The 23,612-nt window shown below is 64.0% G+C and carries 15 protein-coding genes and 1 rRNA gene; 10 read left to right on the top strand and 6 right to left on the bottom strand.

The genetic code is table 11. The annotated features are described in order from the left end of the window. Positions 1 to 20 precede the first annotated feature (20 nt). The 4 genes from AC1VWL_RS11690 to AC1VWL_RS11675 all read left to right on the top strand — a co-directional run bounded on the left by AC1VWL_RS11690 (position 21) and on the right by AC1VWL_RS11675 (position 8,591). Entirely contained in the window at positions 21 to 3,245 is a 3,225-nt protein-coding gene (locus tag AC1VWL_RS11690) for an efflux RND transporter permease subunit (protein WP_482986803.1), read from the top strand. A 6-nt stretch (positions 3,246 to 3,251) separates the two neighbouring features. Next, positions 3,252 to 6,371, top strand: a complete 3,120-nt coding sequence (locus AC1VWL_RS11685) for an efflux RND transporter permease subunit (protein ID WP_482986802.1) — start codon at positions 3,252 to 3,254, stop codon at positions 6,369 to 6,371. 577 nt (positions 6,372 to 6,948) lie between these two features. Then, on the top strand, positions 6,949 to 8,058 hold the full coding sequence (locus AC1VWL_RS11680; RefSeq protein ID WP_482986801.1) for a catalase family peroxidase: 1,110 nt from the start codon (positions 6,949 to 6,951) through the stop codon (positions 8,056 to 8,058). Continuing rightward, a complete protein-coding gene (locus AC1VWL_RS11675) occupies positions 8,055 to 8,591 on the top strand; it encodes a cytochrome b (protein ID WP_282269240.1) in 537 nt (178 codons plus the stop codon). Before AC1VWL_RS11680 ends, AC1VWL_RS11675 begins: the two co-directional genes overlap by 4 nt. A gap of 5 nt (positions 8,592 to 8,596) precedes the next feature. Here AC1VWL_RS11675 and AC1VWL_RS11670 read toward each other — a convergent pair whose 3' ends face one another. From AC1VWL_RS11670 to AC1VWL_RS11650, 5 genes are all read right to left on the bottom strand, one after another. Continuing rightward, positions 8,597 to 9,349 (bottom strand): ThuA domain-containing protein, encoded by a 753-nt coding sequence (locus tag AC1VWL_RS11670; RefSeq protein ID WP_482986815.1) that lies wholly within the window; start codon positions 9,347 to 9,349, stop codon positions 8,597 to 8,599. Between the two features lie 231 nt (positions 9,350 to 9,580). Next, positions 9,581 to 10,183, bottom strand: a complete 603-nt coding sequence (locus AC1VWL_RS11665) for a response regulator transcription factor (protein ID WP_481614867.1) — start codon at positions 10,181 to 10,183, stop codon at positions 9,581 to 9,583. Beyond that, positions 10,180 to 11,385, bottom strand: coding sequence for a sensor histidine kinase (locus AC1VWL_RS11660; RefSeq protein WP_482986800.1), 1,206 nt, complete (start codon positions 11,383 to 11,385; stop codon positions 10,180 to 10,182). The genes AC1VWL_RS11665 and AC1VWL_RS11660 overlap by 4 nt, the downstream gene beginning before the upstream one ends. 35 nt (positions 11,386 to 11,420) lie before the next feature. Beyond that, positions 11,421 to 12,200, bottom strand: a complete 780-nt coding sequence (locus AC1VWL_RS11655) for an ABC transporter permease (protein ID WP_296252692.1) — start codon at positions 12,198 to 12,200, stop codon at positions 11,421 to 11,423. After that, on the bottom strand, positions 12,197 to 13,120 hold the full coding sequence (locus AC1VWL_RS11650) for an ABC transporter ATP-binding protein (protein WP_482986799.1): 924 nt from the start codon (positions 13,118 to 13,120) through the stop codon (positions 12,197 to 12,199). The genes AC1VWL_RS11655 and AC1VWL_RS11650 overlap by 4 nt, the downstream gene beginning before the upstream one ends. 211 nt (positions 13,121 to 13,331) lie before the next feature. On the opposite strand from AC1VWL_RS11650, the gene AC1VWL_RS11645 reads away from it, so the two are divergent. The 6 genes from AC1VWL_RS11645 (at position 13,332) to AC1VWL_RS11620 (ending at position 22,899) form a co-directional block, all read left to right on the top strand. Beyond that, positions 13,332 to 14,582 carry an efflux RND transporter periplasmic adaptor subunit gene (locus AC1VWL_RS11645; protein ID WP_482986798.1) on the top strand — a complete coding sequence of 417 codons (1,251 nt, stop codon included), beginning with the start codon at positions 13,332 to 13,334 and terminating at the stop codon, positions 14,580 to 14,582. A 469-nt stretch (positions 14,583 to 15,051) separates the two neighbouring features. Beyond that, entirely contained in the window at positions 15,052 to 15,738 is a 687-nt protein-coding gene (locus AC1VWL_RS11640; protein WP_482986797.1) for an ABC transporter ATP-binding protein, read from the top strand. Between the two features lie 11 nt (positions 15,739 to 15,749). After that, on the top strand, positions 15,750 to 16,910 hold the full coding sequence (locus AC1VWL_RS11635) for an ABC transporter permease (RefSeq protein WP_482986796.1): 1,161 nt from the start codon (positions 15,750 to 15,752) through the stop codon (positions 16,908 to 16,910). Between the two features lie 10 nt (positions 16,911 to 16,920). After that, complete coding sequence (locus AC1VWL_RS11630) at positions 16,921 to 18,228, top strand: ABC transporter permease (RefSeq protein ID WP_482986795.1); 1,308 nt, start codon at positions 16,921 to 16,923, stop codon at positions 18,226 to 18,228. 238 nt (positions 18,229 to 18,466) lie between these two features. After that, positions 18,467 to 21,319, top strand: a complete 2,853-nt coding sequence (locus AC1VWL_RS11625) for a TonB-dependent receptor plug domain-containing protein (protein ID WP_482986794.1) — start codon at positions 18,467 to 18,469, stop codon at positions 21,317 to 21,319. A gap of 503 nt (positions 21,320 to 21,822) precedes the next feature. Beyond that, positions 21,823 to 22,899 carry an alpha/beta fold hydrolase gene (locus AC1VWL_RS11620; RefSeq protein ID WP_482986793.1) on the top strand — a complete coding sequence of 359 codons (1,077 nt, stop codon included), beginning with the start codon at positions 21,823 to 21,825 and terminating at the stop codon, positions 22,897 to 22,899. Positions 22,900 to 23,313: 414 nt separating this feature from the next. On the opposite strand, the gene rrf is transcribed toward AC1VWL_RS11620, so the two are convergent. Then, positions 23,314 to 23,428: ribosomal RNA gene (gene rrf, locus AC1VWL_RS11615) — 5S ribosomal RNA — on the bottom strand. Positions 23,429 to 23,612: the final 184 nt, after the last annotated feature.

The following is a 23,612-nucleotide window of genomic DNA, read 5'->3' as shown; positions in this document are numbered from 1 at the left end:
CCCCGCACCAGGAACCGACCGTGGGCTTTTCGACTATCTTCATCCGGCGCCCGATCGCCACCTCCCTGTTGATGATCGGGCTGATGCTGCTGGGCATCCTCGGTTACCAGCGCCTGCCGGTTGCGGCCCTGCCCGAGATCGAAGCCCCCAGTCTGGTGGTGACCACCCAGTATCCGGGTGCCAGCGCGCAGACCATGGCCTCGCTGGTGACCACGCCGCTGGAGCGGCAGCTGGGGCAGATTTCCGGGCTGGACATGATGACCTCCGATTCGTCGGCAGGCCTGTCCAGCATCGTGCTGCAGTTCTCGATGGAACGCGATCTGGATACCGCCGCGCAGGACGTGCAGGCGGCCATCCGCCAGGCCACCCTGCCCAGCTCGCTGCCCTACCAGCCGGTCTACAACCGGGTGAATCCGGCCGATGCGCCGATCCTGACCCTGAAACTGGCCTCGGACACGCGACCGCTGCGTGAGGTCAACGATCTGGCCGACTCCATCCTCGCCCAGCGCCTGTCACAGACCGACGGTGTCGGCCTGGTCTCCATCGCCGGCAACGTGCGGCCGGCGGTGCGCATCCAGGTCAACCCGGCGCAGCTGTCCAACATGGGCATGACCCTGGAAGACCTGCGCAGTGCGTTGACCCAGGCCAACGTCAACGCGCCCAAGGGCTCGCTCAACGGCAAGACGCAGAGCTATACACTGTCCACCAACGACCAGCTCAGCGACGCGGCCGACTACAACGACATCATCATCCGTTACCAGAACGGTGCACCGGTGCGCCTGCGCGACGTCGCCAAGGTGGTCGATGGCGTCGAGAACGACCAGCTCGCCGCCTGGGCCGATGGCAAGCCGGCAGTGCTGCTGGAAGTGCGCCGCCAGCCCGGTGCCAATATCGTCAAGACGGTGGAGAACATCCGCCAGATCCTGCCCAACCTGCAGGGCATGCTGCCGGCCGACGTGAAGCTCGATGTGTTCTCCGACCGCACGGTGACCATCCGCGCCTCGGTGCATGACGTGCAGTTCACCCTGGTCCTCACCATCTGCCTGGTGGTGGCGGTGATCTTCGTGTTCCTGCGCCGGCTGTGGGCGACGGTGATCCCGTCGGTGGCGGTGCCGCTGTCCCTGCTTGGCACGTTCGGGGTGATGGCCTTCGCCGGCATGTCGCTGGACAACCTGTCGCTGATGGCGCTGACCGTGGCCACCGGCTTCGTGGTCGACGATGCGATCGTGATGATCGAGAACATCGTGCGCTACATCGAGAAGGGCAAGGACGGCCAGGAAGCGGCGGAAATTGGTTCGCGCGAGATCGGCTTCACCGTGCTGTCGTTGACGGTCTCGCTGATCGCGGTATTCCTGCCGCTGATCCTGATGCCGGGCGTCACCGGCCGTTTGTTCCATGAGTTCGCCTGGGTGTTGTCGATTGCAGTCGCCATCTCGATGGTGATCTCGCTGACGCTGACGCCGATGATGTGCGCCTACCTGCTCAAGCCCGACGCGCTGCCGGAAGGCGACGACGCACACGAGCGGACCGCGGCGGAAGGCAAGGTCACCGCCTGGTCGCGCCTGGTCGGCGTCTACGAGCGCACGCTGGACTGGGTGCTGCGCCACCAGCCGCTGACCCTGGGCATCGCCCTGGCATCGGTCGCGTTGACCGTAGTGCTGTACATGGTGATCCCCAAGGGCCTGCTGCCCGACCAGGACACCGGCATGGTCACCGGCGTGGTCATCGCCGACCAGAACGTCGCCTTCGAGCAGATGCAGCAGCGCACGCAGGCCGTCGCCGCCGCACTGCAGAGTGATGAGGCTGTCACCGGCGTCGCCGCCTACATCGGCGCTGGCAGCATGAATCCCACCCTCAACCAGGGCCAGCTGAGCATCGTGCTCAAGGACCGCGGCGATCGCGATGGGCTGGATGTGATCCTGCCGCGTCTGCAGGCCGCGGCCGCGCATATCCCCGGCATCGCCCTGTACCTGAAGCCGGTGCAGGACGTGACCCTGGATACGCGCGTGGCCGCCACCGCCTACCAGTTCTCGCTGTCGGACATGGACAGCGCCGAGCTGGCAAAACAGACCGAGCTCGTCACCGACGCATTGCGCCGGCTGCCGGAACTGGCCGACGTCGACGACAACCTGGCCAACCATGGCCGCGCGCTGCATGTGGAAGTGGACCGCGACAAGGCCAGCCGTTACGGCGTGCCGATGCAGACCATCGACGACACGCTGTATGACGCCTACGGCCAACGCCAGATCTCGACCATCTTTACCCAGCTCAACCAGTACCGCGTGGTGCTGGAAGTGGCGCCGGAGTTCCGCACCAGCGATGCGCTGATGAACCAGCTGGCGATCGGCAGCAATGGCAGTGGCACGCTCAGCGGCAGCAATGCCACCACCCTAGGCCAGGTGACCTCGAGCAACTCGTCCACCGCCACCGGTATCGGCAGTGCCAATACCGGCATCGCGCTGGGCGCAGGCGGCAGCATCCCGCTGTCGGCGATTGCCAGCGCCAAGCCCGGCACCGCACCGCTGATCGTCAGCCACCAGCAGCAGCTGCCGTCGGCGACCATCTCGTTCAACCTGGCGCCGGGTTACTCCTTGTCCGAAGGCGTGGATGCGATCAACAAGGCGGTGGCCGAACTGGAGCTTCCGCAACAGATGCAGGCACAGTTCGTCGGCACCGCGGCCGAGTTCTCCAGCAGCCAGACCGACGTGATCCTGTTGCTGCTGGCCGCCATCGCGGTGATCTACATCGTGCTCGGCGTGCTGTACGAAAGCTGGATCCATCCGCTGACCATCATCTCGACCCTGCCGCCGGCCGGCGTCGGCGCACTGCTGGCCTTGTACCTGTGCGGGATGAGCCTGTCGGTGGACGGCATCGTCGGCATCGTGCTGTTGATCGGCATCGTCAAGAAGAACGCGATCATGATGATCGACTTCGCACTGGACGCGCAGCGCTCCGGCGCCAATGCCTATGACGCGATCCGTCGCGCCTGCCTGCTGCGTTTCCGCCCGATCATGATGACCACCGCCGCGGCCATGCTCGGCGCCCTGCCGCTTGCACTGGGCACCGGTATCGGTTCGGAGCTGCGGCGTCCGCTGGGTGTGGCCATCGTCGGCGGCCTGCTGCTGTCGCAGCTGGTCACGCTGTACACCACGCCGGTGATCTATCTGTACTTCGAGCGCCTGTCCGAGTGGGCGGCCAAGCGCCGCGAGCAACGCGCCGCCGCACGCCTGCAGACGGCACGGTAAGCGCGGATGAACATCTCCGCGCCTTTCATCTCGCGCCCGATCGGCATCACCCTGCTGGCGATCGGCCTGTTCTTCGCCGGCTTGCTCTGCTACCTGCGGCTGGGCGTTGCCGCCCTGCCCAACCTCGCCATCCCGGTGATCTTCGTGCAGGCCTCCAATACCGGTGCCGACGCCAACACCATGGCGGCCACGGTCACCGCGCCATTGGAACGGCACCTGGGGCAGGTGCCTGGCATCGACACCATGCGCTCCAGCAGCAGTGATGGCCGCAGCATGGTGTTCCTGATGTTCAACACCAGCCGCGACATCAATTCTGCCGCACAGGACGTGCAGGCTGCGATCAACGCAGCCATGGCTGACCTGCCGGCCGGCATCAATACACCGACGTACCAGAAAGCCAATCCCAACGACGATCCAGTGATCGCGCTGGCGTTGACCTCGGACACGCAGTCGGTAGCCGAGCTGTACAACACCGCCGACTCACTGCTGGCGCAGCGCCTGCGCCAGCTCCCGGGTGTCTCGCAGGTGGATATCGCCGGTGCTTCCACGCCGGCGGTGCGCGTGGACCTCAACCTGCGTGCAATGACTGCGCTGGGCCTGAGCCCGGATGACCTGCGCAACGCGATGCGCGCAGCCAACGTCGCCTCGCCGCTGGGCTTCCTCAGCGATGGCAGCAGCCAGACCGCGATCATCCTCAACGACCAGATCCGCAAGGCTTCGGATTTCGCCAACGTCGCCATCTCCACCCACGACGGCGCGGTGGTGCGCTTGAAGGACGTGGCCACGGTCTACGACGGCCAGCAGGACGCGTATCAAGCGGCCTGGTTCAACGGCAAGCGCGGCGTACTGATGTATGTCTACCTGCGCAGCGGCGACAACCTGGTCGCTACCGTCGATCGGGTAAAGGCCGCCATTCCCTCGCTAACCGGCTATCTGGATGCAGGCACCACGCTGACCCCGTACTTCGACCGCACGCCGACCATCCGCGCCTCGCTGGCCGAAGTGCAGATCACCCTGATGATCAGCCTGCTGATGGTGATCCTAACCATGGCGTTGTTCCTGCGCAGGCTGGCGCCGACGCTGATTGCCGCAGTGACCGTCCCACTGTCACTGGCCGGTGCGGCGCTGGTGATGTACGCGCTGGACTTCACCCTCAACAACCTCACCCTGCTGGCGCTGGTGATTGCCATCGGCTTCGTCGTCGACGACGCCATCGTGGTGATCGAGAACGTCATGCGCCATCTCGACGAGGGCATGCCGCGACGGGAAGCAGCGATGGCCGGTGCGCGCGAGATCGGCTTCACCATCGTCTCGATCACCGCCTCGCTGATCGCGGTGTTCCTGCCGATCATCTTCGCCCAGGGCATGATCGGTGCGTTCTTCCGCGAGTTCACCCTCACCCTTGTTGCGGCCATCCTGGTCTCGGCCGTGGTCTCGCTGACCCTGACCCCGGCACTGTGCGCACGCTTCCTGCATCCACATGCCGAAGGCGCACGCGATACCCGCACCAACCGCCTGCTGGACCGCGTGCATGAAGGCATGCTCAAGGTCTATACGGTCGCGCTGGATTTCTCCCTGCGCCACGCCTTGCTGCTGTCACTGACGCCGCTGTTGTTGATCGTGGCCACGTTCTACCTGGCCGGCTCGGTCAGCAAGGGCCAGTTCCCCGAACAGGACACCGGCCTTATCTGGGGCCGCGCCAGCTCCAGCGCCACCGTCTCATTCCAGGAAATGGCCGAACGCCAGCGCCGGCTCAGCGATACCTTCCTGGCCGACCCGGCGGTGAAGATGGTGGGCTCGCGACTGGGCTCCAGCCGCCAGGGCAGCAGCGCACAGTTCAACGTCGAGCTGCATACCGAGAAGGAAGGCCGCAAGGAGCCCACCAATGTGGTGGTCAGCCGGCTCAGCGCCAAGGCCGCGCAGTTCCCGGATCTGGATGTGCGCTTGCGCGCGATCCAGGACCTTCCCTCCGACGGCGGCGGTGGCGGTTCACAGGGCGCGCAGAACCGCGTGACGCTGCAGGGCAACGACGCCGAACAGCTGGCCGAATGGCTGCCCAAGCTGGTGACCGCGTTGAAGCAACATCCGCAACTGCGTGATGTCGGTTCGGACGTGGACAAGGGCGGCTTGATGCAGAAGATCGTCATCGACCGCGAAAAGGCCTCGCGTCTTGGCGTGACCATCGGCGCCATCGACGGTGCGCTATACGGCGCTTTCGGCCAACGCCAGATCTCCACCATCTATGCCGACCTCAACCAGTATGGGGTTGTGGTCAATGCACTGCCCAGCCAGACCGGCAGCCCGGCCGCGATTGAAGACCTGTATGTGCCGTCCAAGAGCGGGCAGATGATTCCGCTGACCGCCCTCGCCCATCAGGAAGCCGGCCTGGCACCGTCGCAGGTCACCCACCAGAACCAGTACACGGTGATGGACCTGAGCTACAACCTTGCCCCCGGTGTAAGCAGCGGCGAAGGCGATGCCATCGTCAAATCGGTGATCGAAGGCCTGCGCATGCCCGGCGATATCCGCCAGGCCGCACCCGGTGGTTTCCGCCAGGCCATGGACCCGGTGGCGATGCTGATGCTGATCATCGCCGCCATCGCCACGGTCTACATCGTGCTCGGCATGCTCTACGAGAACCTGGTGCATCCGGTGACGATCCTGTCCACCTTGCCGGCAGCGGGCATGGGTGCCTTGCTGGCCTTGTGGGTCACCAATACCGATCTGTCGATCATCTCGATGATCGCGCTGGTGTTGCTGATCGGCATCGTCAAGAAGAACGCGATCATGATGATCGATTTCGCCCTGGTCGCGCAGCGCGTGCACGGCAAGTCCCCGGCCGAAGCGGTGCGCGAAGCCAGCATCGTGCGCTTCCGTCCGATCATGATGACCACGATGGTCGCCATCCTCGCCGCGCTGCCGCTGGCGATTGGCCTGGGTGAAGGCTCCGAGCTGCGCCGTCCGTTGGGCATCGCGATGATCGGCGGCCTGCTGATCTCGCAAAGCCTGACCCTGCTGAGCACACCGGCGCTGTATGTGATCTTCTCCTGCCTGCAGCAGCATTGGCGCAACTGGCGTGCACGCAGCAGGGAGCGCAAGCGCCTGCGCAAGCTCGCACGCGCGTGATACCCCCTCCCTTGCGCGCAGCGCAGGGAAGGGTTGGGGAGGGGTGCTTTGGCTGCTGCTTTGGCTGCTGCTTTGGCTGCTGCTTTGGCTGCTGCTCCGGCTCCGGCTCGGGCTGTCGCCTTAGCCCTTCTCCCGCCTGCGGGGTGAGAGGGGCAGCTTGCGAACCACTGGTTCGCTGCCCATCGAACGCCCTTGCGCCAGCGCAAGGGCCGGGGCGCGGAGCGAGGGTTGGGATGAGGGGAGCTTTGGCTTTGGCTTTGGCTTTGGCTTTGGCTTTGGCTTTGACTTTGGCTTTGGCTTTGGCTTCAGATTTTGAGTTACATGCACGCCGCGATCCAAGCGTGAAAAGGCAGCAGCCAAAGCAACAGCAACAGCAACAACGCAAAAGCTCACCCCTCCCCAACCCTCCCCTGCGCTACGCGCAAGGGAGGGAGCTGAAAGCCGCTGCACTGTGTGCAAGGGAGGGAGCTGAAAGCCGCCGCACTGTGCGCAACGGAGGAGCAACGCTGGCCCTCGGCAGCCAGTTCTGCCACCGTATAGCGGCACCACGCTCCCGTCAGACACGACTGGTACCGCAATGCCCCTATTCAAGTTCACCCGCCACGGCGGGCTAGCGCGCGGCAGCCAGCCGCACTCTCCCCTGCCCTGGATCGCCTTGATCGCATTGATCCTCGGTGCAGTCGCACTCGGCTTTGCCTGGCTCGCTGGCTGGATTGGCCGTGATCGCCTGACCGCACAGAACTTCACCGACGCCATCGAAGCCACCGGCGCAAACCATCCCGGCTTTCGTCGCGCCCACAGCAAGGGCGTATGCGTAAACGGCTGGTTCGAACCAAACGCACAGGCGCCACAACTGTCCCACGCCCGCGTCTTCGAACAGGCACGTGTGCCGGTACTAGGGCGCCTGTCGATAGGCGGCGGCAACCCGCATGGTGCCGACAACAATGCGCGCGTGCGCAGTATCGCCCTGCAGCTGAGCAGCGATGACGGCCAGCAATGGCGCATGGCCATGAACAGCTTCCCGTTCCTCGCCGTCGCGACACCGGAGGCCTTCTACGAGCAGACCCGCGCACAGATTCCCGATCCCGCCACAGGCAAGCCGGACCCGGCCAGGCTGGCGGCGATCCAGGAGAAATACCCCAGCGCCCGCGCGTTCACCCAATGGGCCAAGACCGCACCGTGGACCGACAGCTGGGCCAGCACCGAGTTCAACAGCGTCAACAGTTTCTGGTTCACCAATGCGCAGGGGCAGCGCCGAGCTGTACGTTGGCGCTGGCAACCACAGGCCACGCCGCGTGAGCTGGATGCCGCAACCCGCGAACAGGCCGGCGTGGATTTCCTCAGCCAGGATCTTCAGCAGCGGCTCGCACAGGGCCCGGTCCGCTGGAATCTGGTGGTGACTTTGGCCAGTACGAGGGACGCGATCAATGATCCATCGGTGCCATGGCCAGCTGAGCGCGAGCAGATCGTCGCCGGCGTGCTCAACATCGAGCGGATGCAGTCGCAGGAACAAGGCAGCTGCAATGACCTCAACTTCGACCCGCTGATCCTGCCCGAGGGCGTCGAAGGCAGCGATGACCCCATCCTCGCCGCCCGCTCAGCGGTGTACTCGCAATCCTTCAATCGCCGCGAGCGCGAGCGCGCCACTGGCGAAGCCGCACGTGACAACGCGCAGGTGCAGCCATGAACAGCAACGGCCACTTCAACCTGCTGGCGCGCGTACTGCACTGGAGCATGGCGCTGCTGATCCTGGCGATGCTGTTCGTCGGCGTGACCATGGTTGCGTCGGTGCATCTGCGGCCGGGGTTGATCAACCTGCACCGACCACTCGGCATCCTGATCCTGCTACTGGCCGTGCTGCGCCTGTACAACCGCCTGCGCCACCGGCCACCGCCGCTGCCTGCTGACCTGCCGGCATGGCAGGCATGGGCCGCCACCGCATCGCATTGGTTGTTGTATGCATTGATGTTGGCGATGCCGCTGATCGGCTGGGCCATGTTGTCGGCGGGCGGCTATCCCATCGTGCTGTGGGGCGGCGTGCAGCTGCCGGCCATCGTGCCGCATACGCCATCGCTGTATGCCTTGCTTCGCAATGCCCACAGCCTGCTCGCCTACCTGCTGTTCGCCACGGTGCTGGTGCATGTGGGCGCGGCCCTGTTCCATGCCTGGGTGCGCCGCGATGGCGTGTTCCAGGCGATGGCACGCGGCCCACGCCGCTAAAGCACTCACCGCGCTGGCGGCTTGCCCTCGCCCTTGCCGGTAGCGGCCCAGTAGATGCCGCCGTACAGGTGCTCCAGGTAGCGCGGATCGTTATAGGCCTCGGCCTGATGACCCAGCGCGGTGGCAAACACGCGACCACCTTCGAACCGGTGATACCACGCCACCGGATGATCCCTGCCCATGCCCTTGGCAACCTGGCCCGGCCAGATCAGGGTCGGATCGTAGCTACGCTCATCAACCGCCAGCAGCGTGACCAGGTCATCGCTGTACGGGGGATCGTACTCGTACCACTCATCGCTCCACATCCAGCGCTGCGGCAGGCCTGCGGTCGCCGGAAAATCACGGTTGACCACATCGACCATGGCGGTCTGCAGATAGGGATGAGTACGGAATGAGCGGCCGATCATGCGGTCGTACCATTCCCACTCACCGCGCCGTATCGCGAACGCCTTGTGCACGGCGACCACACCGCCACCATTGCGCACGTACTGCTGGAACTTTTCACGCTGCGCCGGCGACAGCTCGGTGGCCGGCGTGTTGAGCAGCACGATGGCGTTGTACTGCGCCAGATCCTGATCGAAGGCGCTGGTGTTCCACGCCCAGGTCAACGCGAAGTAGTGCTGCCGCGCGAGCGCCTCGAACTGCGGCTTGGCCACCGGGATGTAGTCATGGTGGTACTGGTTGGGGATTGCAGCGACCAGTACCTTGAACTGCTGCGCCCATGCAGGGCCGCTGATACACAGCAATACCGCCAACATCCAGCATCTACCTCGCATGCCCAGCTCCTGCCCGTGATTGCAGCGAGCATAGTGTGCCGTCGACGCGGCAACGGCGGCGTTGCTGAAATTTCATAGCTCGCGCGGATAAAGGCATACCGCCAACCGCTTGTGGGAGCGGCATAAGCCGCGAAGCTCGCAATGTGTCCATTGCAGCGAGGTTGGGTCTGCTTCGGAGGCCCCTGCCGAGCATGGCTCGGCACTACCGTTGGGCTACAGCCAGCCCTTCTGACGCGCAATGCGGTGGGCTTCGATACGGTTGGCCACGCCGAGCTTTCCAATGCACTCGGACAGATAGTTCCGCACGGTGCCATGCGACAAACCCAGCTGCTCGGCGATCTCATTGGCCGAGCGGCCTTCTCCGGCGAGTCGGAGAACCTGCCGCTCGCGATCATTCAACGGGTCGGCCTCGGACCATGCCTCCACCGCCAACTGCGGGTCGATCGCGCGCCCACCGCGCTGCACCTGACGCAGGGCATCAGCCAGCTTCTCGGCCGGCGCATCCTTGAGCAGATAGCCCTGCACGCCCGCATCCAGGGCGCGGCGCAGGAAGCCGCTGCGGGCAAACGTGGTGACGATCACCACCTTGATCGGCAGTTGATGACGTTGCACCCGTTGTGCCAACTCCAGCCCGGTCAGCAGTGGCATTTCAATATCGGTGACCAATACATCCGGCTTCAGGCGCTGCAGTTCGCGCCAGGCGATTTCGCCGTCGGCTGCCGTGCCTATCACTTCGATATCCGATTCCAGGTTGAGCAGTGCCGACAGCGCTCCGCGCACCATCGCCTGGTCCTCGGCCAACAGGATGCGGATCATGCGCGTGCCTCCTGTGCCGGCAGACTTCCTGCGTCGGCCTGCGGCACGCCGGCGACCAACGTCGACGGCCTGTCCTGCGCCTGCACCGGGACACGGATCTTCAAGCGCGTACCCTGGCCCTTCGGCGACTCGATCTGCAGTTCACCGCCCAATGCCAACACCCGCTCGCGCATTCCGGCCAGACCATTGCCGTTGGCTGAAACACCACCGCGACCGTCGTCCACTACTTCCATCTGCACCGCCTCCGGCGAAACGTCGATGCTGATCAGTGCCTCATTGGCCTGGGCATGGCGAGCGATATTGGTCGCGGCCTCGCGCAACACCATCGACAAGCCAGCCTCGATCCACCCAGGCATCGCGGGCGGCGGCGAATAGCGCAGGTGCACGCGCGAAGACTCCAGCAATAGATGGGCCGAAGCCAACTCAGCAGCAAGGTCGGCAGCACGAAAACCAGTAACCGCGCTGCGCACCTGGGCCAGCGCATCGCGCGCGATCTGCTCGGCCTCGGCCAGCTCGCGCTGTGAGCGCTGCGGGTCGCGTTCGAACAGCTTGCGTGACAGCTCCATCTTCAAGGTGATCAGCGACAAGGTGTGCCCGAGCAGATCGTGCAGATCGCGACCAATACGCTCGCGCTCGGCGGTCGCGGCCAGGCGTCGAACTTCCTCGTGGGAAAGGCGCAGCGCGGCGTCCTTCTCGCTGCTGGTGCGCTCGACGTTGACGATCAATCCAATGATGACCGTCAGCGCCGGAATCCAAGCCACCACCTGCCACGGATAGCCTATCCACCATGCCAACGAGACGAAGGCGATGTTCAACAGTACGAGTTCCAGCAGGTAGTGCCGCACGCTGATGCAACGGTTGGTCCGCAACATCACGCAACCGAACACGAAGTAGTTCATGCCGGAAGGGTAGATCGGCAGCAGCGCCATCGACAGCACGATCATCGCCAGCGCGAAGATCGGCGCGTGCCGCCGCGCGCTTGTCAGCGTCAACATGTAGAACACGATGAACAGCGGGAACGACCACAGGGTGATCAACGCCCAGCGCAGGGTGTAGCCCGCGCCGAACATCGGCGTGATGAACACCCAGACCGTCCACAGCAGATGCACGGCATCCACCCACGGCCATTTGCCGAGCTTGATGTTGTCGGCCACCACCGAGTCCGGTGCCGGCTTCAACCACTCAGGGCGCTGCAATCCCATCGACCTTCATCCTGTGCAATGCGGCAATGATGCCATCAGCCGTGGCGGCGCAGACGCCAACCGGCCACCGCCGTGATGGCTACCGTGAATACGAGCAGCCACAGCACGTGCGGCCACGCGCTGCCCACCTCGAAGTCCAATGCGCCCTGCGCCAACATGTTCAGATGATGACTCGGCCAGATCACCGCCAGGTCCCGCAACAGCGGCGGCAGCACCTTCAAGGGAAACCACAGGCCCGACAACACCGCCATCGGCAGGTAAACCAGGTTGATCACGGCGGCCGCACCATTGCCCTTGGCCAGCGTGCCCAGCAACAGGCCCAGTGCGCAGAACGGCAAGGTGCCCAGGGTTGCCACCGCGGTCAGCCGCAGCATCTGTGAGGCATTGAGCTGCACCCCGGCCACGGTGGTTGCCAACAGCTGCAGGATCACCACGATGGCCAGCGCGGTCAGCATCGCCATCACCATCTTGCCGAGCAGATAGGCCAGCGGAGGCATCGGCATCGCGCGCTTGAGGGTAAGCAGGCCGTTGTCACGTTCCAGCGCCAGCGCGATGCCAAAGCCGAACAGGCCCGGCGCCATCACGCCGAAGGTGACATAGCTGCCGAGCAGGAAGCGGGCGGCCTGGGCCGGCTGCGTGTGACCGAGCAGCACCGCGAACAGCAGATAGAACACCGCCGGGAAAAGTAATGTCGGCAACACGAACCCGGGGTAGCGCAGATAGCGCAGGCATTCGGCACGGCTCTCCTGCAGATAGGCACCCAGCACTTGGCGGGACGACATCACCGGCAGCATGGATTGGTATTGGCTGTTCATCGGGCTGCCTCGCGTTGTGTCTGTGCAGCATCGGCTGCAGTCAGATCGGTGAATGCTTCGCCCAGGCCAGCCGGCTGCACTTCCAGTCCGGATAGCGCAGGGTCTGCCTGCAATAGTTGCCGCACCACGCTTTCGACACGGTCGCTGCGCAGCTGCAGGTAGTCACCGTCCCGGCTGATCTGCACCACCCCCGGCCAGGACGCCAGCACCGCCGCATCCAAGGTGCTGACACAGCGGATGCTGCGATGGATGACCCGTGCGCGCAGTGCATCCACGCTGCCGTCGCTGACGATGCGTCCGCGCAACAGCACGCAGACACGATCGGCCAGGCGCTCTGCTTCCTCCAGATAGTGAGTGGTCAAAACCACGGCGGTGCCTTCGGCGACCAGGGCCCTTACCGTCGCCCACAGCTGCTGGCGTGCCGGCAGGTCGAGGCCAACCGTGGGTTCGTCCAGGAACAGCAGCCGTGGCCGCCCACACACGGCAAGGGCGAACTGAACCCGTCGCTGCTGCCCGCCGGACAGCTTGCCGTAGCGACGCTTCAGCAGGTCCTCGATACCGGCCAGCGCGGCTACATCCGCCAGGTCGCGGGGGGACGGGTAGTAGCTGGCCGACAATTGGATCAGCTCGGCCACGTTCAAGGTCTCCGGCAACGCGGCACTCTGCAGCATCACCCCGATGCCACGCCGCGCGGCCAGCTGTTGCGGATCATGGCCGAACAGCTGCACCTGCCCGGCATCGGCCCGCAGCAGGCCCAGCATCAGGCTGATGGCGGTGGTCTTGCCTGCACCATTTGGCCCAAGCAGCGCCAGCACCTGCCCGGCCCGCAGCTCCAGATCAACGCCATCCAGGGCCCGCACTGCACCGTAATGCTTGTGCACGCCGTGTAGGCCTGCCAGTACTTCACCATGTGCCGTCATTGCCGCCGCCTTCTTCCGGGAGTGCCGCAACATTAGGTCGGCGATGTCTGCCTCCCCAGTGAACCCGATCAGGCAAAGCACATGACAGCCGTCACCTGCGCGCCGGGGCGGGTGCTGCCTATGATGTGCCCGTCCCGGTCCATCACTGTCGGCCGCAGCGAATTACGCTAAGTTGCGGTCACATTCCCGCTCTCACGCCGTCCTGCTACCCATGAATGCATCTGCTGAACTGCTGAAGGAACTCCGCATCGACCGCTCCGCCCCGCCACCGCGTGGCCCGGCACCGTCGCGCCGTTGGTTGTGGATCGTGATCGGACTGGTAGTAGCCCTGCTGCTGGTACTCGGCATTGGCGCCATGTTGGGCGGCAAACCGCCGGTGACGGTGCAGACCGCCCCCGTGGTAGCCATGAACCAGGCCGGTGCCGGCAACAGTTCGGTGCTGGACGCCAGCGGCTACGTGGTTGCCCGGCGCATGGCGACCGTCTCGGCCAAGATCACCGGCAAGGTACGCGAGGTGATGATCGAGGAAGGCATGCGGGTCGAAGAAGGCCAGGTGATGGCCACGCTGGACCCGATCGATGCCAACGCGCAACGCAGCCTCAACGCCGCCCAGCTCGATGCCGCCCGCAGCCAGACCGAAGGCCTGCAGGCGCAGCTGCGCCAGGCCGAAGCTGAGGCGGGCCGCCTGCAGTCGCTGGTTGGCCAACAACTGGTCTCACGCTCGCAGTATGACCAGGCCGTGGCCGCACGCGACAGCCTGCGCGCGCAGCTGGCAACGTCACGCCACAACGCCAAGGTCGCGCAGGATGCGCTGGCCATCGCCGACCTGGGCGTGGACAACAACGTGGTGCGTGCACCGTTCTCCGGCGTGGTCACGGCCAAGGCCGCGCAGCCCGGCGAGATCGTCTCGCCGCTGTCGGCCGGTGGCGGCTTCACCCGTACCGGCATCGGCACCATCGTCGACATGGAATCGCTGGAAGTGGAAGTGGAGGTAGGCGAAGCCTTCATCGGCCGCGTGCAGCCGAAAATGCCGGTGGAAATCGTGCTGAATGCCTATCCGGACTGGAAGATTCCGGGCCACGTGATCGCCATCATTCCCACCGCTGACCGCGGCAAGGCGACGGTCAAGGTACGTGTGGCATTGGAAGCAAAGGACCCACGCATCGTGCCGGAGATGGGCGTACGCGTCAGTTTCCTGGAGAAAGCCGCAGCCGCTGGCACTGAAGCACCGAAGGGCGTGCGCGTACCGGCTGCTGCGATTGTCGAACGTGATGGCAAGCCGGTCGCCTTTGTGGTGCAGGCCGATGACAAGGTGAAACAGCAGGCACTGGAAGTAGGCCAGGTATTGGCCAAGGACAAGCAGGTGCTGTCGGGATTGAGTGCCGGGCAGACAGTGGTGCTCAGTCCTGCAGCGGAATTGAAGGATGGCGACAAGGTGGCGCTGGAAGGCGCGGAGAAGTAAGCGCGGGCTTGTGATCCTTGCTGCGATGGCACGAATCACTTGATGCACTGAAGTGGAGCTTTTGCTGTTGCTTCTACCCCCTCCCTTGCGCGGAGCGCAGGGGAGGGTTGGGGAGGGGTGCTTTGGCTTTGGCTTTGGCTTTGGCTTTGGCTTTGGCTTTGGCTTTGGCTTTGGCTTTGAAAGCCACATGAAGCAGAGCTACTGCAGAAACCTGAAGCAAAGCAGAAGCAGCCCTCACCCCTACCCCTCTCCCGCAGGCGGGAGAGGGGAAAGCAACGGCAACAGCTGAAGCTGAAGCAAAGACAAGAGCCACAGCTAGAGCCAAAACCAAAGCCAAAGCCAAAGCACCCTCCCTAACCCTCCCCTTGCCTTCGGCAAAGGGAGGGAACAGAAGCAAAGCGAAGCAATCCCACGTCAGGCGTCAAACACTCAACATCAAACACCACCGCGTCACTGCTGAGGATCATCCATGAGCACCCTCGTCTCCCTGCGCAACATCACCAAGACCTACCAGCGTGGCCCGGAAAAAGTGCAGGTCCTGCAGGGCATCAACCTGGACATCGACCGTGGCGACTTCGTCGCGCTGATGGGACCCTCCGGTTCCGGCAAGACCACCCTGCTCAACCTGATCGGTGGCCTGGATACCCCAAGCGGTGGCGAGATCAACATCGAAGACCAGCGCATCGACCAGCTCAGCGCGGGCCAGCTCTCCACCTGGCGCAGCCACCACGTTGGCTTCGTGTTCCAGTTCTACAACCTGATGCCCATGCTCAGCGCGCAGAAGAACGTCGAGCTACCGCTGCTGCTGACCAACCTCAGCGCCAGCGACCGCAAGCGGCGTGCGCAGATCGCCTTGACCTTGGTCGGCCTGGCGGATCGCCGCGATCACCGGCCCAACGAGCTCTCCGGCGGCCAGCAGCAGCGCGTGGCCATCGCCCGCGCCATCGTCTCCGATCCCACTTTCCTGATCTGCGACGAGCCCACCGGCGACCTCGACCGCCAGAGCGCGGAGGAAGTGCTGGGCCTGCTGCAGCTGCTCAACCGCGAACACGGCAAGACCATCATCATGGTCACCCATGATCCCAAGGCCGCCGAGTACGCCACCCACACCGTGCATCTGGACAAGGGCGAGCTGGTCGACGCCCCGGTGCACTGAGGAGCACGGCCATGAAGTACTTCTCATTGATCTGGGCGCAGCTATTCCGCAGCCGCACGCGTACGTTGTTCACCCTGCTCTCCATCGTTACCGCCTTCCTGTTGTTCGGCATGCTCGATTCGGTGCGCGTGGCCTTTGCCAGCGGTGGCAGCACCGTGGCCGGTGCCAACCGCCTGGTGGTGGCCTCGCGTCTGTCCATCACCCAATCACTGCCGATCCGGCTGGAGTCGCAGATACGGCAGATCGAGGGCGTCGACGACGTCACCTATGCCATGTGGTTCGGCGGCATCTACCAGGACCAGAAGAATTTCTTCCCGAACTTCTCGGTTGCACCGAACTACTTCGACCTGATGACCGAGTTCGACATCTCCAAGGAACAGGTGGAGGCGTTCCGCAACACGCGCACCGGCGCCATCGTCGGTGAGTCGCTGGCCAAGCAGTTCGGCTGGAAGATCGGCGACACCATTCCGCTGCAGGCCACCATCTTCCCGCGTGGTGGCAGCAACGATTGGCCGCTGCAGCTGGTTGGTACCTTCAAGTCCAAGAACACCGCAACCGCTGCCAACGAAGAGCGCCAGTTGATGATGAACTGGAAGTACTTCGACGAATCCAACGACTACATCAAGAACCAGGTCAGCTGGTACACCGTGCGTCTGGACAACCCGGATCATGCTTCACGTGTGGCGCAGGCCATCGACGCGATTTCGGCCAACTCCGATCACGAGACCAAGAGCCAGACCGAATCGGCCTTCCAGCAGGCTTTCATCAAGCAGTTCGCCGACATCGGCATGATCGTCACTTCGATCATGGGTGCCGTGTTCTTCACCTTGCTGCTGCTCACCGGCAACACCATGGCCCAGGCCGTGCGTGAACGCGTGCCCGAACTTGCCACGCTGAAGACGCTGGGCTTCAAGGACGGCACCATGCTGATGCTGGTGATGGTGGAATCCATCGTACTGGTTGGCCTGGGCGGTGTGATCGGCCTGGGGCTCGCCGCGCTGGCGCTGCCGGTGATGGCGCCGCAGACCATGGGCCTGCTGCCGCCGCACGTGCCGGCACAGACCTGGATCGTGGGACTGGTGCTGATCGTGGTGATCGGCTTGGTGGTGGGCGTGTTGCCGGCACTGCGGGCCAAGCGCCTGAAGATCGTCGACGCACTGGCCGGGCGCTGAGGACAACGACATGAAGAACTTTCTTTCGAATGCGCTGGTGATCGTGCTGTTGGTGGCTGGCCTTGGCGTGTGGATCGCGCTGCCATGGATCGGTGTGGCGGTACTCGCGGTGGCGATCACACTGTGGCTGCTTCTCACGCGCACCGGGCGGCTGGCACTGGCTGCCACCCGGATTGGCCTTGCCAGCCTGCCGCAGCGTTGGGGCGCCTCATCGGTGATCGTGATCGGTATCGCCGGTGTGGTCGGCGTGCTGGTGGCGATGCTGGCGATGGGCCATGGCTTCCAGGCCACACTGGAAAGCACCGGTGATGACAGCACCGCCATCGTCCTGCGCGGCGGCTCGCAGGCCGAGACCAACTCGGTGATCACCCGCGATCAGGTGCCCTTGCTGGAAACCCTGCCAGGCGTGAAGCGTGGTGAAGATGGCCGGCCGCTGGTGTCTGCTGAAGTCTCGCAGGTAGTCAACCTCACCTCGCGCGGCGACGGCACCGATGTCAACGCACAGTTCCGTGGTGTCGGCGAGCAGGCCTGGGCCGTGCACGACAAGGTAAAGCTGGTCGAAGGCCGCAGATTCGGTGCGGGCCTGCGTGAGATCGTCGCCGGCCGTGGGGCGCAGAAGCAGTTCCAGGGCCTGGAGGTTGGCAAGGAGTTGATGCTGGGCAATCAAGCCTGGACGGTGGTCGGTATCTTCGAATCCGGCGATGCGCATGACTCGGAGTTGTGGACCGATGCGCAGACGCTGGCCACTACCTACAACCGCAGTGCCTGGCAATCGATCAGCGTGCGCGCCGAGGGCAAGCAGGGCTTTGAGAGCTTCAAGGCAGCCGTCGCCAGCGATCCGCGGCTCAAGCTCGATGTCGAAAGCACGGCCGAGTATTACCGCAAGCAGGGCGGCGGCTTGAACAAACTGCTCAAGGTACTGGGCACGGTGATCGGCGCGATCATGGCCGTTGGTGCGGTATTCGGCGCACTCAACACCATGTATGCCGCCGTCGCCACCCGTGCGCGGGAAATCGCAACGCTGCGCGCAATCGGCTTCCGTGGCGTGCCGGTGGTTACCGCCGTGATGCTGGAAACCATGCTGCTGGCCCTGCTGGGCGGTCTGCTGGGCGGTGCCGTCGCCTGGCTGGCATTCAACAACTTCACTGTTTCAACCCTGGGCAACAACTTCAGCCAGGTGGTGTTCCAGTTCAAGGTCTCACCACCACTGTTGTGGAGCGGATTGAAGTGGGCGTTGGGAATTGGCCTGGTCGGCGGCCTGTTCCCCGCGCTGCGCGCGGCGCGTTTACCCATCACCACCGCTTTGCGCGAAACCTGACTCAACACGGCGCAGCCCGCACAGCAAACAACCCACCTGCCCTTGTGCAGGTGGGTTGGCGGAAAGTCTACCTTCACGCAGCCATCGGTTTCGGTCATCATGCGCGCCCGCCCAAGTCCCGGCGGCCAGCGGAGCTGTGATGGCAGATGCTGTGTCCCTCCCCCAACGGTGATGCATCTGTGACGGCGCCCCAAAAGGGCGCTTTTTTTGTAGTTGGTATAAAGGAAAACCGAAAGCGATGTATTTGAAGTCGACCAAACTGTGCTCCGCGATCACCCTCGCGTTGCTCGGCAGCTCCAGCCTCACCGCGTTCGCACAGGATGCGGGCGAGACCACCACCACCCTGGACCGCATCGAGATCACCGGTTCACGCATCCGCCAAGCCAGCGTTGAGACCGCCCAGCCGGTCATCGCCTTGAGCCGTGCGGAAATCGAGAAGAAGGGCTACGTCAACGTCGCCGACATCCTGCAGGACGTCACCGCTGCCGGCGCACCGTCGCTGAGCCGCGCCTCGGCGCTGTCGTCCGGCCGTGACTACGGCGGCATGTATGTCAGCCTGCGCAACCTCGGCCCGGAGCGCACCCTGGTGCTGATCGACGGCCGCCGCATGGGCGTCAGCGCCGGCGGCTTCTCCGACGTCGGTTCGATTCCCTCGGCCATCGTCGAGCGCGTTGAAGTGCTGACCGACGGTGCGTCGGCACTGTACGGCTCGGACGCCATCGCCGGCGTCGTCAACGTCATCACCCGCAAGAACTTCGACGGCGGCAACGCCAGCGCCTATGTCGGCCAGTACGGCGAAGGCGACGGCCAGAAGCGCTCCTACAGCGCCAATTTCGGCAAGACCTTCGACCGCGGCTGGTTCAGCATTGGCGCCGAAAAGACCAAGGAAGATCCGGTCCTGGGTGGCGCCCGCGAATTCACCGCCTATCCCAACGGCCCCTACCATCGCGCTGATGGCCTGAACGGCAATACCCAGTGGGGTTCGGTCACCGTTGACGGCAAGCCGCTTACCGTTGGCCCCGGCGGCGATCCGTCCGATGTCGCCAACTTCCACAAGCCGGACCCGGCGACCTACGCCAACACCAAGACCAACATGACACTGCTCTCCTCGCTGGAGCGCAAGTCTGCCTTTGCCAATGGTGGTTTCCAGATCACCGACGATCTGCGCGTTGTCGCCGACGTTCTGTACAGCGAACGCGAATCGGTCAAGCAACTCGCCGGTTATCCCTACTCGGTGTCGGCCGCACAGGCAGCCAGCGGCGCACGTGCCGCACTCTCGGCCGAGAGCGCGTTCAACCATTGGGGCAAGGACGTGTTGTTCTCGCGTCGCACCGAGGAATACCCGCGTGTGACCAACAACGCGCTGACCACCAAGCGCGCCAGCCTTGGCCTGGAAGGCAGCTTCGAGACCGGTTCGCGGTTCTGGGACTGGAACGTGAGCTACATGTTCAACCGCAATGAAGGCGAGCGCCGCAGCCTGCAGAGCATGTACCAGCCGAACGTCAACCTGGCCGTCGGCCCGTCCTTCATCGACGCCAACGGCGTTGCCCGCTGCGGCAGCCTCGGCAACGTGATCGAAGGTTGCGTGCCGTGGAATCCGCTGGCGCCGGCAGGCAGCAACGCCCCCGGCTCGCTCAGCGACAAGGCGGTGCGCGACTACATCTTCACCCGCTTCACCGATGAAATGCGGAGCACCACCAAGGTGGTCAGCGCCAACATCTCCGGCTCGCTGGCGAGCCTGCCGGCCGGTGACATCATGGCGGCGATGGGCGTTGAGCATCGCAGCGAAGAAGCCAGCTACACCCCGGACCTGATGGTGCAGAACGGCGAAATCGCCGGCACCAGCGGCGCGCCGACGCGTGGTGACTACAAGCTGGACGAGGTCTACCTGGAAGTGCAGGTACCGCTGCTGGCCGACATGCCGTTCGCACGTGAACTATCGTTGGACCTGGCTGGTCGCTATTCCGACTACAACAACTTCGGTGGCACCACCAACGGCAAGTTCGGCCTGAAGTGGAAGCCGATCGACACCTTGCTGGTCCGCGCCACCTACGGCACCGGCTTCCGTGCGCCGACCGTGGACGACTTGTACGGTGGCACCGTCACCACCCGTGACCGCGTCACCGATCCCTGCGACCGTTCGTTCGGTGCAGCCGCACGCAATGCTGAAGTAGCTGCACGCTGCAGCGCTGCCGGCCTGGGTGTCGACTTCCGCCAGAAGACCGGCGACGGCGAACTGGCCACGACCTCCGGCGTACAGGCCGTCACCGACTTCACCTCCGGCTCCAACGCCGCGCTGAAGCCGGAAACTGCCAAGACCTGGACCGTCGGCCTGGTCTACAGCCCGGACTTCGTCAGCGGCCTGGACCTGAGCCTGGACTGGTGGAAGATCCGCATCGATGACGTGATCGTTGGCGAGTCGGCCACCGACATCCTCAACCAGTGCTACGTGCAGAACATCAGCTCGGCCTGCGACCGCTTCACCCGCTACAGCTCCGGCGCCAACAAGGGCCAGGTCAGCGGCATGAACCGTTCCTTGAACAACGCCGGTTACCAGGAAACCGCTGGCTATGACCTCGGCGTCCGTTACCGTCTGCCGGAAATGGCCTACGGCCAGCTGTCGCTGCGTTGGAACACCACGTACGTGGACTACCTGTCGCGCAAGAGCGACAACGTAGCCACCACCCCGGTCGAAGAGTTCACGGGTTGGGAAGGCAACTTCCGCGTGCGCTCCAACCTGACGCTGGATTGGCAGAACGGCAACTTCGGCGCGAGCTGGACCACCCGTTACTACTCCAGCATGAAGGAGAAGTGTTCCTACGATCTGGACGGTGGCCCGGAGTGCAACATGCCGGACTTCCAGTCGGCGTACACCGACATGCAGCCGAGCCGCAAGCTGGGCTCCAACACCTTCCACGACCTGCAGGTGCGTTATGCCATGCCGTGGAACGGCACCGTGTCGCTGGGCGTCAACAACGTTTTCAAGCACGAAGGTCCGATCATGTACAGCCAGCCGAACAGCAGCTTCACCTACTACGGTGGCTTCGACATCGGTCGTTTCATGTACATGAAGTACCAGCAGCGCTTCTGATCCAGGTAACAACAGCGGCGGGTGCCGACGACAACGTCGACCACCCGCAACGCTGCGCTTGAAGCCCCTCTCCCGTTCGCGGGAGAGGGGTTGGGGTGAGGGCAGCATTTCGCTTCTTTGCGGTAGCGGGGCGGCCATCGGCCGCAGGCGGCGTTGCTCCGATCACACAAAAAAGCTGCGATTGCCAACCCATATGTAGCGGACGCATTACCTGCTTCTCGGCTCACGCCGTTCCTACAAGCACTCGCAAGCGCACTCGCTTTGACCGCATAAACTGCAATTCCCTATTGCAGATAGCGGATGCTTGATCTGCGTCGCGGCTTATGCCGCTCCCACAGACAACTGTGCAAACCTGTCATACCGCCCTTTGTTGAGCGGGCGCCTGATCAGTAGGCCCCCGCAACCCAAACACCACACAACGGTCATCTGCCTGTCATCGCCACGAGGTAGATGCAGCGCCGCTTTGTGACTACCGTGGCAGGCTCCCCACACCGGTTCCCGCCATGCTTCGTTCGCTGGCGCTGGCTGGCGTCTGCGTGATGCTGGCCGGCTTTGCCCTCTCATCCCCCGTCCCCCCGCTGTCGCTCAGTGAGCGCTTGGCGGCACCTGGTGGCACATCACCGCTGGTCCCCACTGAACGCATCGATGCCCTGCTCGCCCGCCTGCCACATCAGCAAGGCAGCGTTACCGGCAGCGATGGCGTCGCCCTGCATTGGGTGTCGTTCGAGCCGGGCGACTACCGCCTGGACTACCGTTATCTGGGCAAGGGCAAGCGCTTCCCGGAGTTTTCGCTGGACGCCTCGGCACCGGACATCGAAACCCACACACAGCCACGCGGTACGGTGATCCTGCTGCATGGCTGGATGATGGATGGCGGTTCGCTGATGCCGTGGTCGCTGGAATTGGCGCAGCAGGGCTACCGCACTATCGCCCTGGATCTGCGCAATCACGGTCGTTCCGGTCATGCACTTTCCGGCTATGGCACCCGCGAAGGCGAGGATGTGGTCGCCGCATTGAGAGCTCTGAAGAGCGAAGGCCAGGTCACCGGCCCGGTGCATCTGCTCGGTGTCTCCTACGGCGCCGCTACCGCGATCTTCGCCGCACGCGAACTAGGCCCGCAGCTGCGCAGCGTCGTGGCGATGGAATCCTTCGACAACGCCGGCGAAGCAATCCGCACGATGGTCCCGCACATGCTGGCCAAGCCTGCGGAACGTTGGAGCGACTATGTCGCCCTGCCGCTGGCGCGCTGGCAGTACGGTGGCCGCGGTCTGGACGAAGCAATCGCCACGACCGATCGCAAACTGGGCCTCAATCTGGACCACGTGGACGTCGGTCAAGCCTTGGCACAGGTTCCCGCCTGCGTCCTGTTGATACACGGCCGCGACGACGAGCACATTCCGGTAGCACAGGGCCGCGCATTGGCCGCGGCCGCGCCGCACGCGCGCTATCTTGAAGTCGCCGCCGAGGACCACCTGACATTGCCGATGCGCCTGGATCGTCTATCGGGTGCGGTAAACACCTGGTTCGAACAGGCTGATGACAGCGGCGATTGTGCGTCTACGGTGACAGCGAGCCTTTGAGTCACCGACGGTTTTCGTGACGGTTCACCAAGGCCCCGCGAACCCGTAGTGCCGAACCATGTTCGGCAGGGGCATTCCAAGCAGCTCCTACAGAACCCCAAGGCTTTTGGCTTTTGGCTTTTGGCTTTTGGCTTTTGGCTTTGGCTTTTGGCTTTTGGCTTTTGGCTTTGGCTTTGACTTTTGGCTTTGGCTTTGACCGTCGCTCTTGCTGTTGTTTTAGCCCTTCTCCCGTCCGCGGGAGAAGGGTTGGGATGAGGGGAGCTTTGGCTTTTAGCTTCTGGCTTCGCTCAAGCCTTTCCGCATCGTTGTTTCTATGAGCTTCGCGGCTTACGCCGCTCCTACAAGTGCACGTGTGCCGCTATTTCGCACAAAGAAAAACCCCGCTGCTTCTGGCAGCGGGGTTTTTGGTTTGAATCCTGACGATGACCTACTCTCGCACAGCTTAGGCTGCACTACCATCGGCGCGGCTACGTTTCACTTCCGAGTTCGGGATGGGATCGGGTGGTTCCATAGCGCTGTTTTCATCAGGAAGACGGTTTGAGCAGCGCGTTGCGCCAGCTCCAATGCGTTTCCTTGCGGAACTGAAGCCAGGCTGTAAAACCCCTGGCTTACATAAAAAGACAAACCCCGCTGCGTGAGCAGCGGGGTTCTTAGATAAAACCCTGACGATGACCTACTCTCGCACAGCTTAGGCTGCACTACCATCGGCGCGG

The organism is Stenotrophomonas sp. STEN063 (assembly GCF_056854515.1).
Note: the sequence above shows the minus strand (reverse complement) of the source record. Positions and strands in the feature narration are given on the sequence as shown.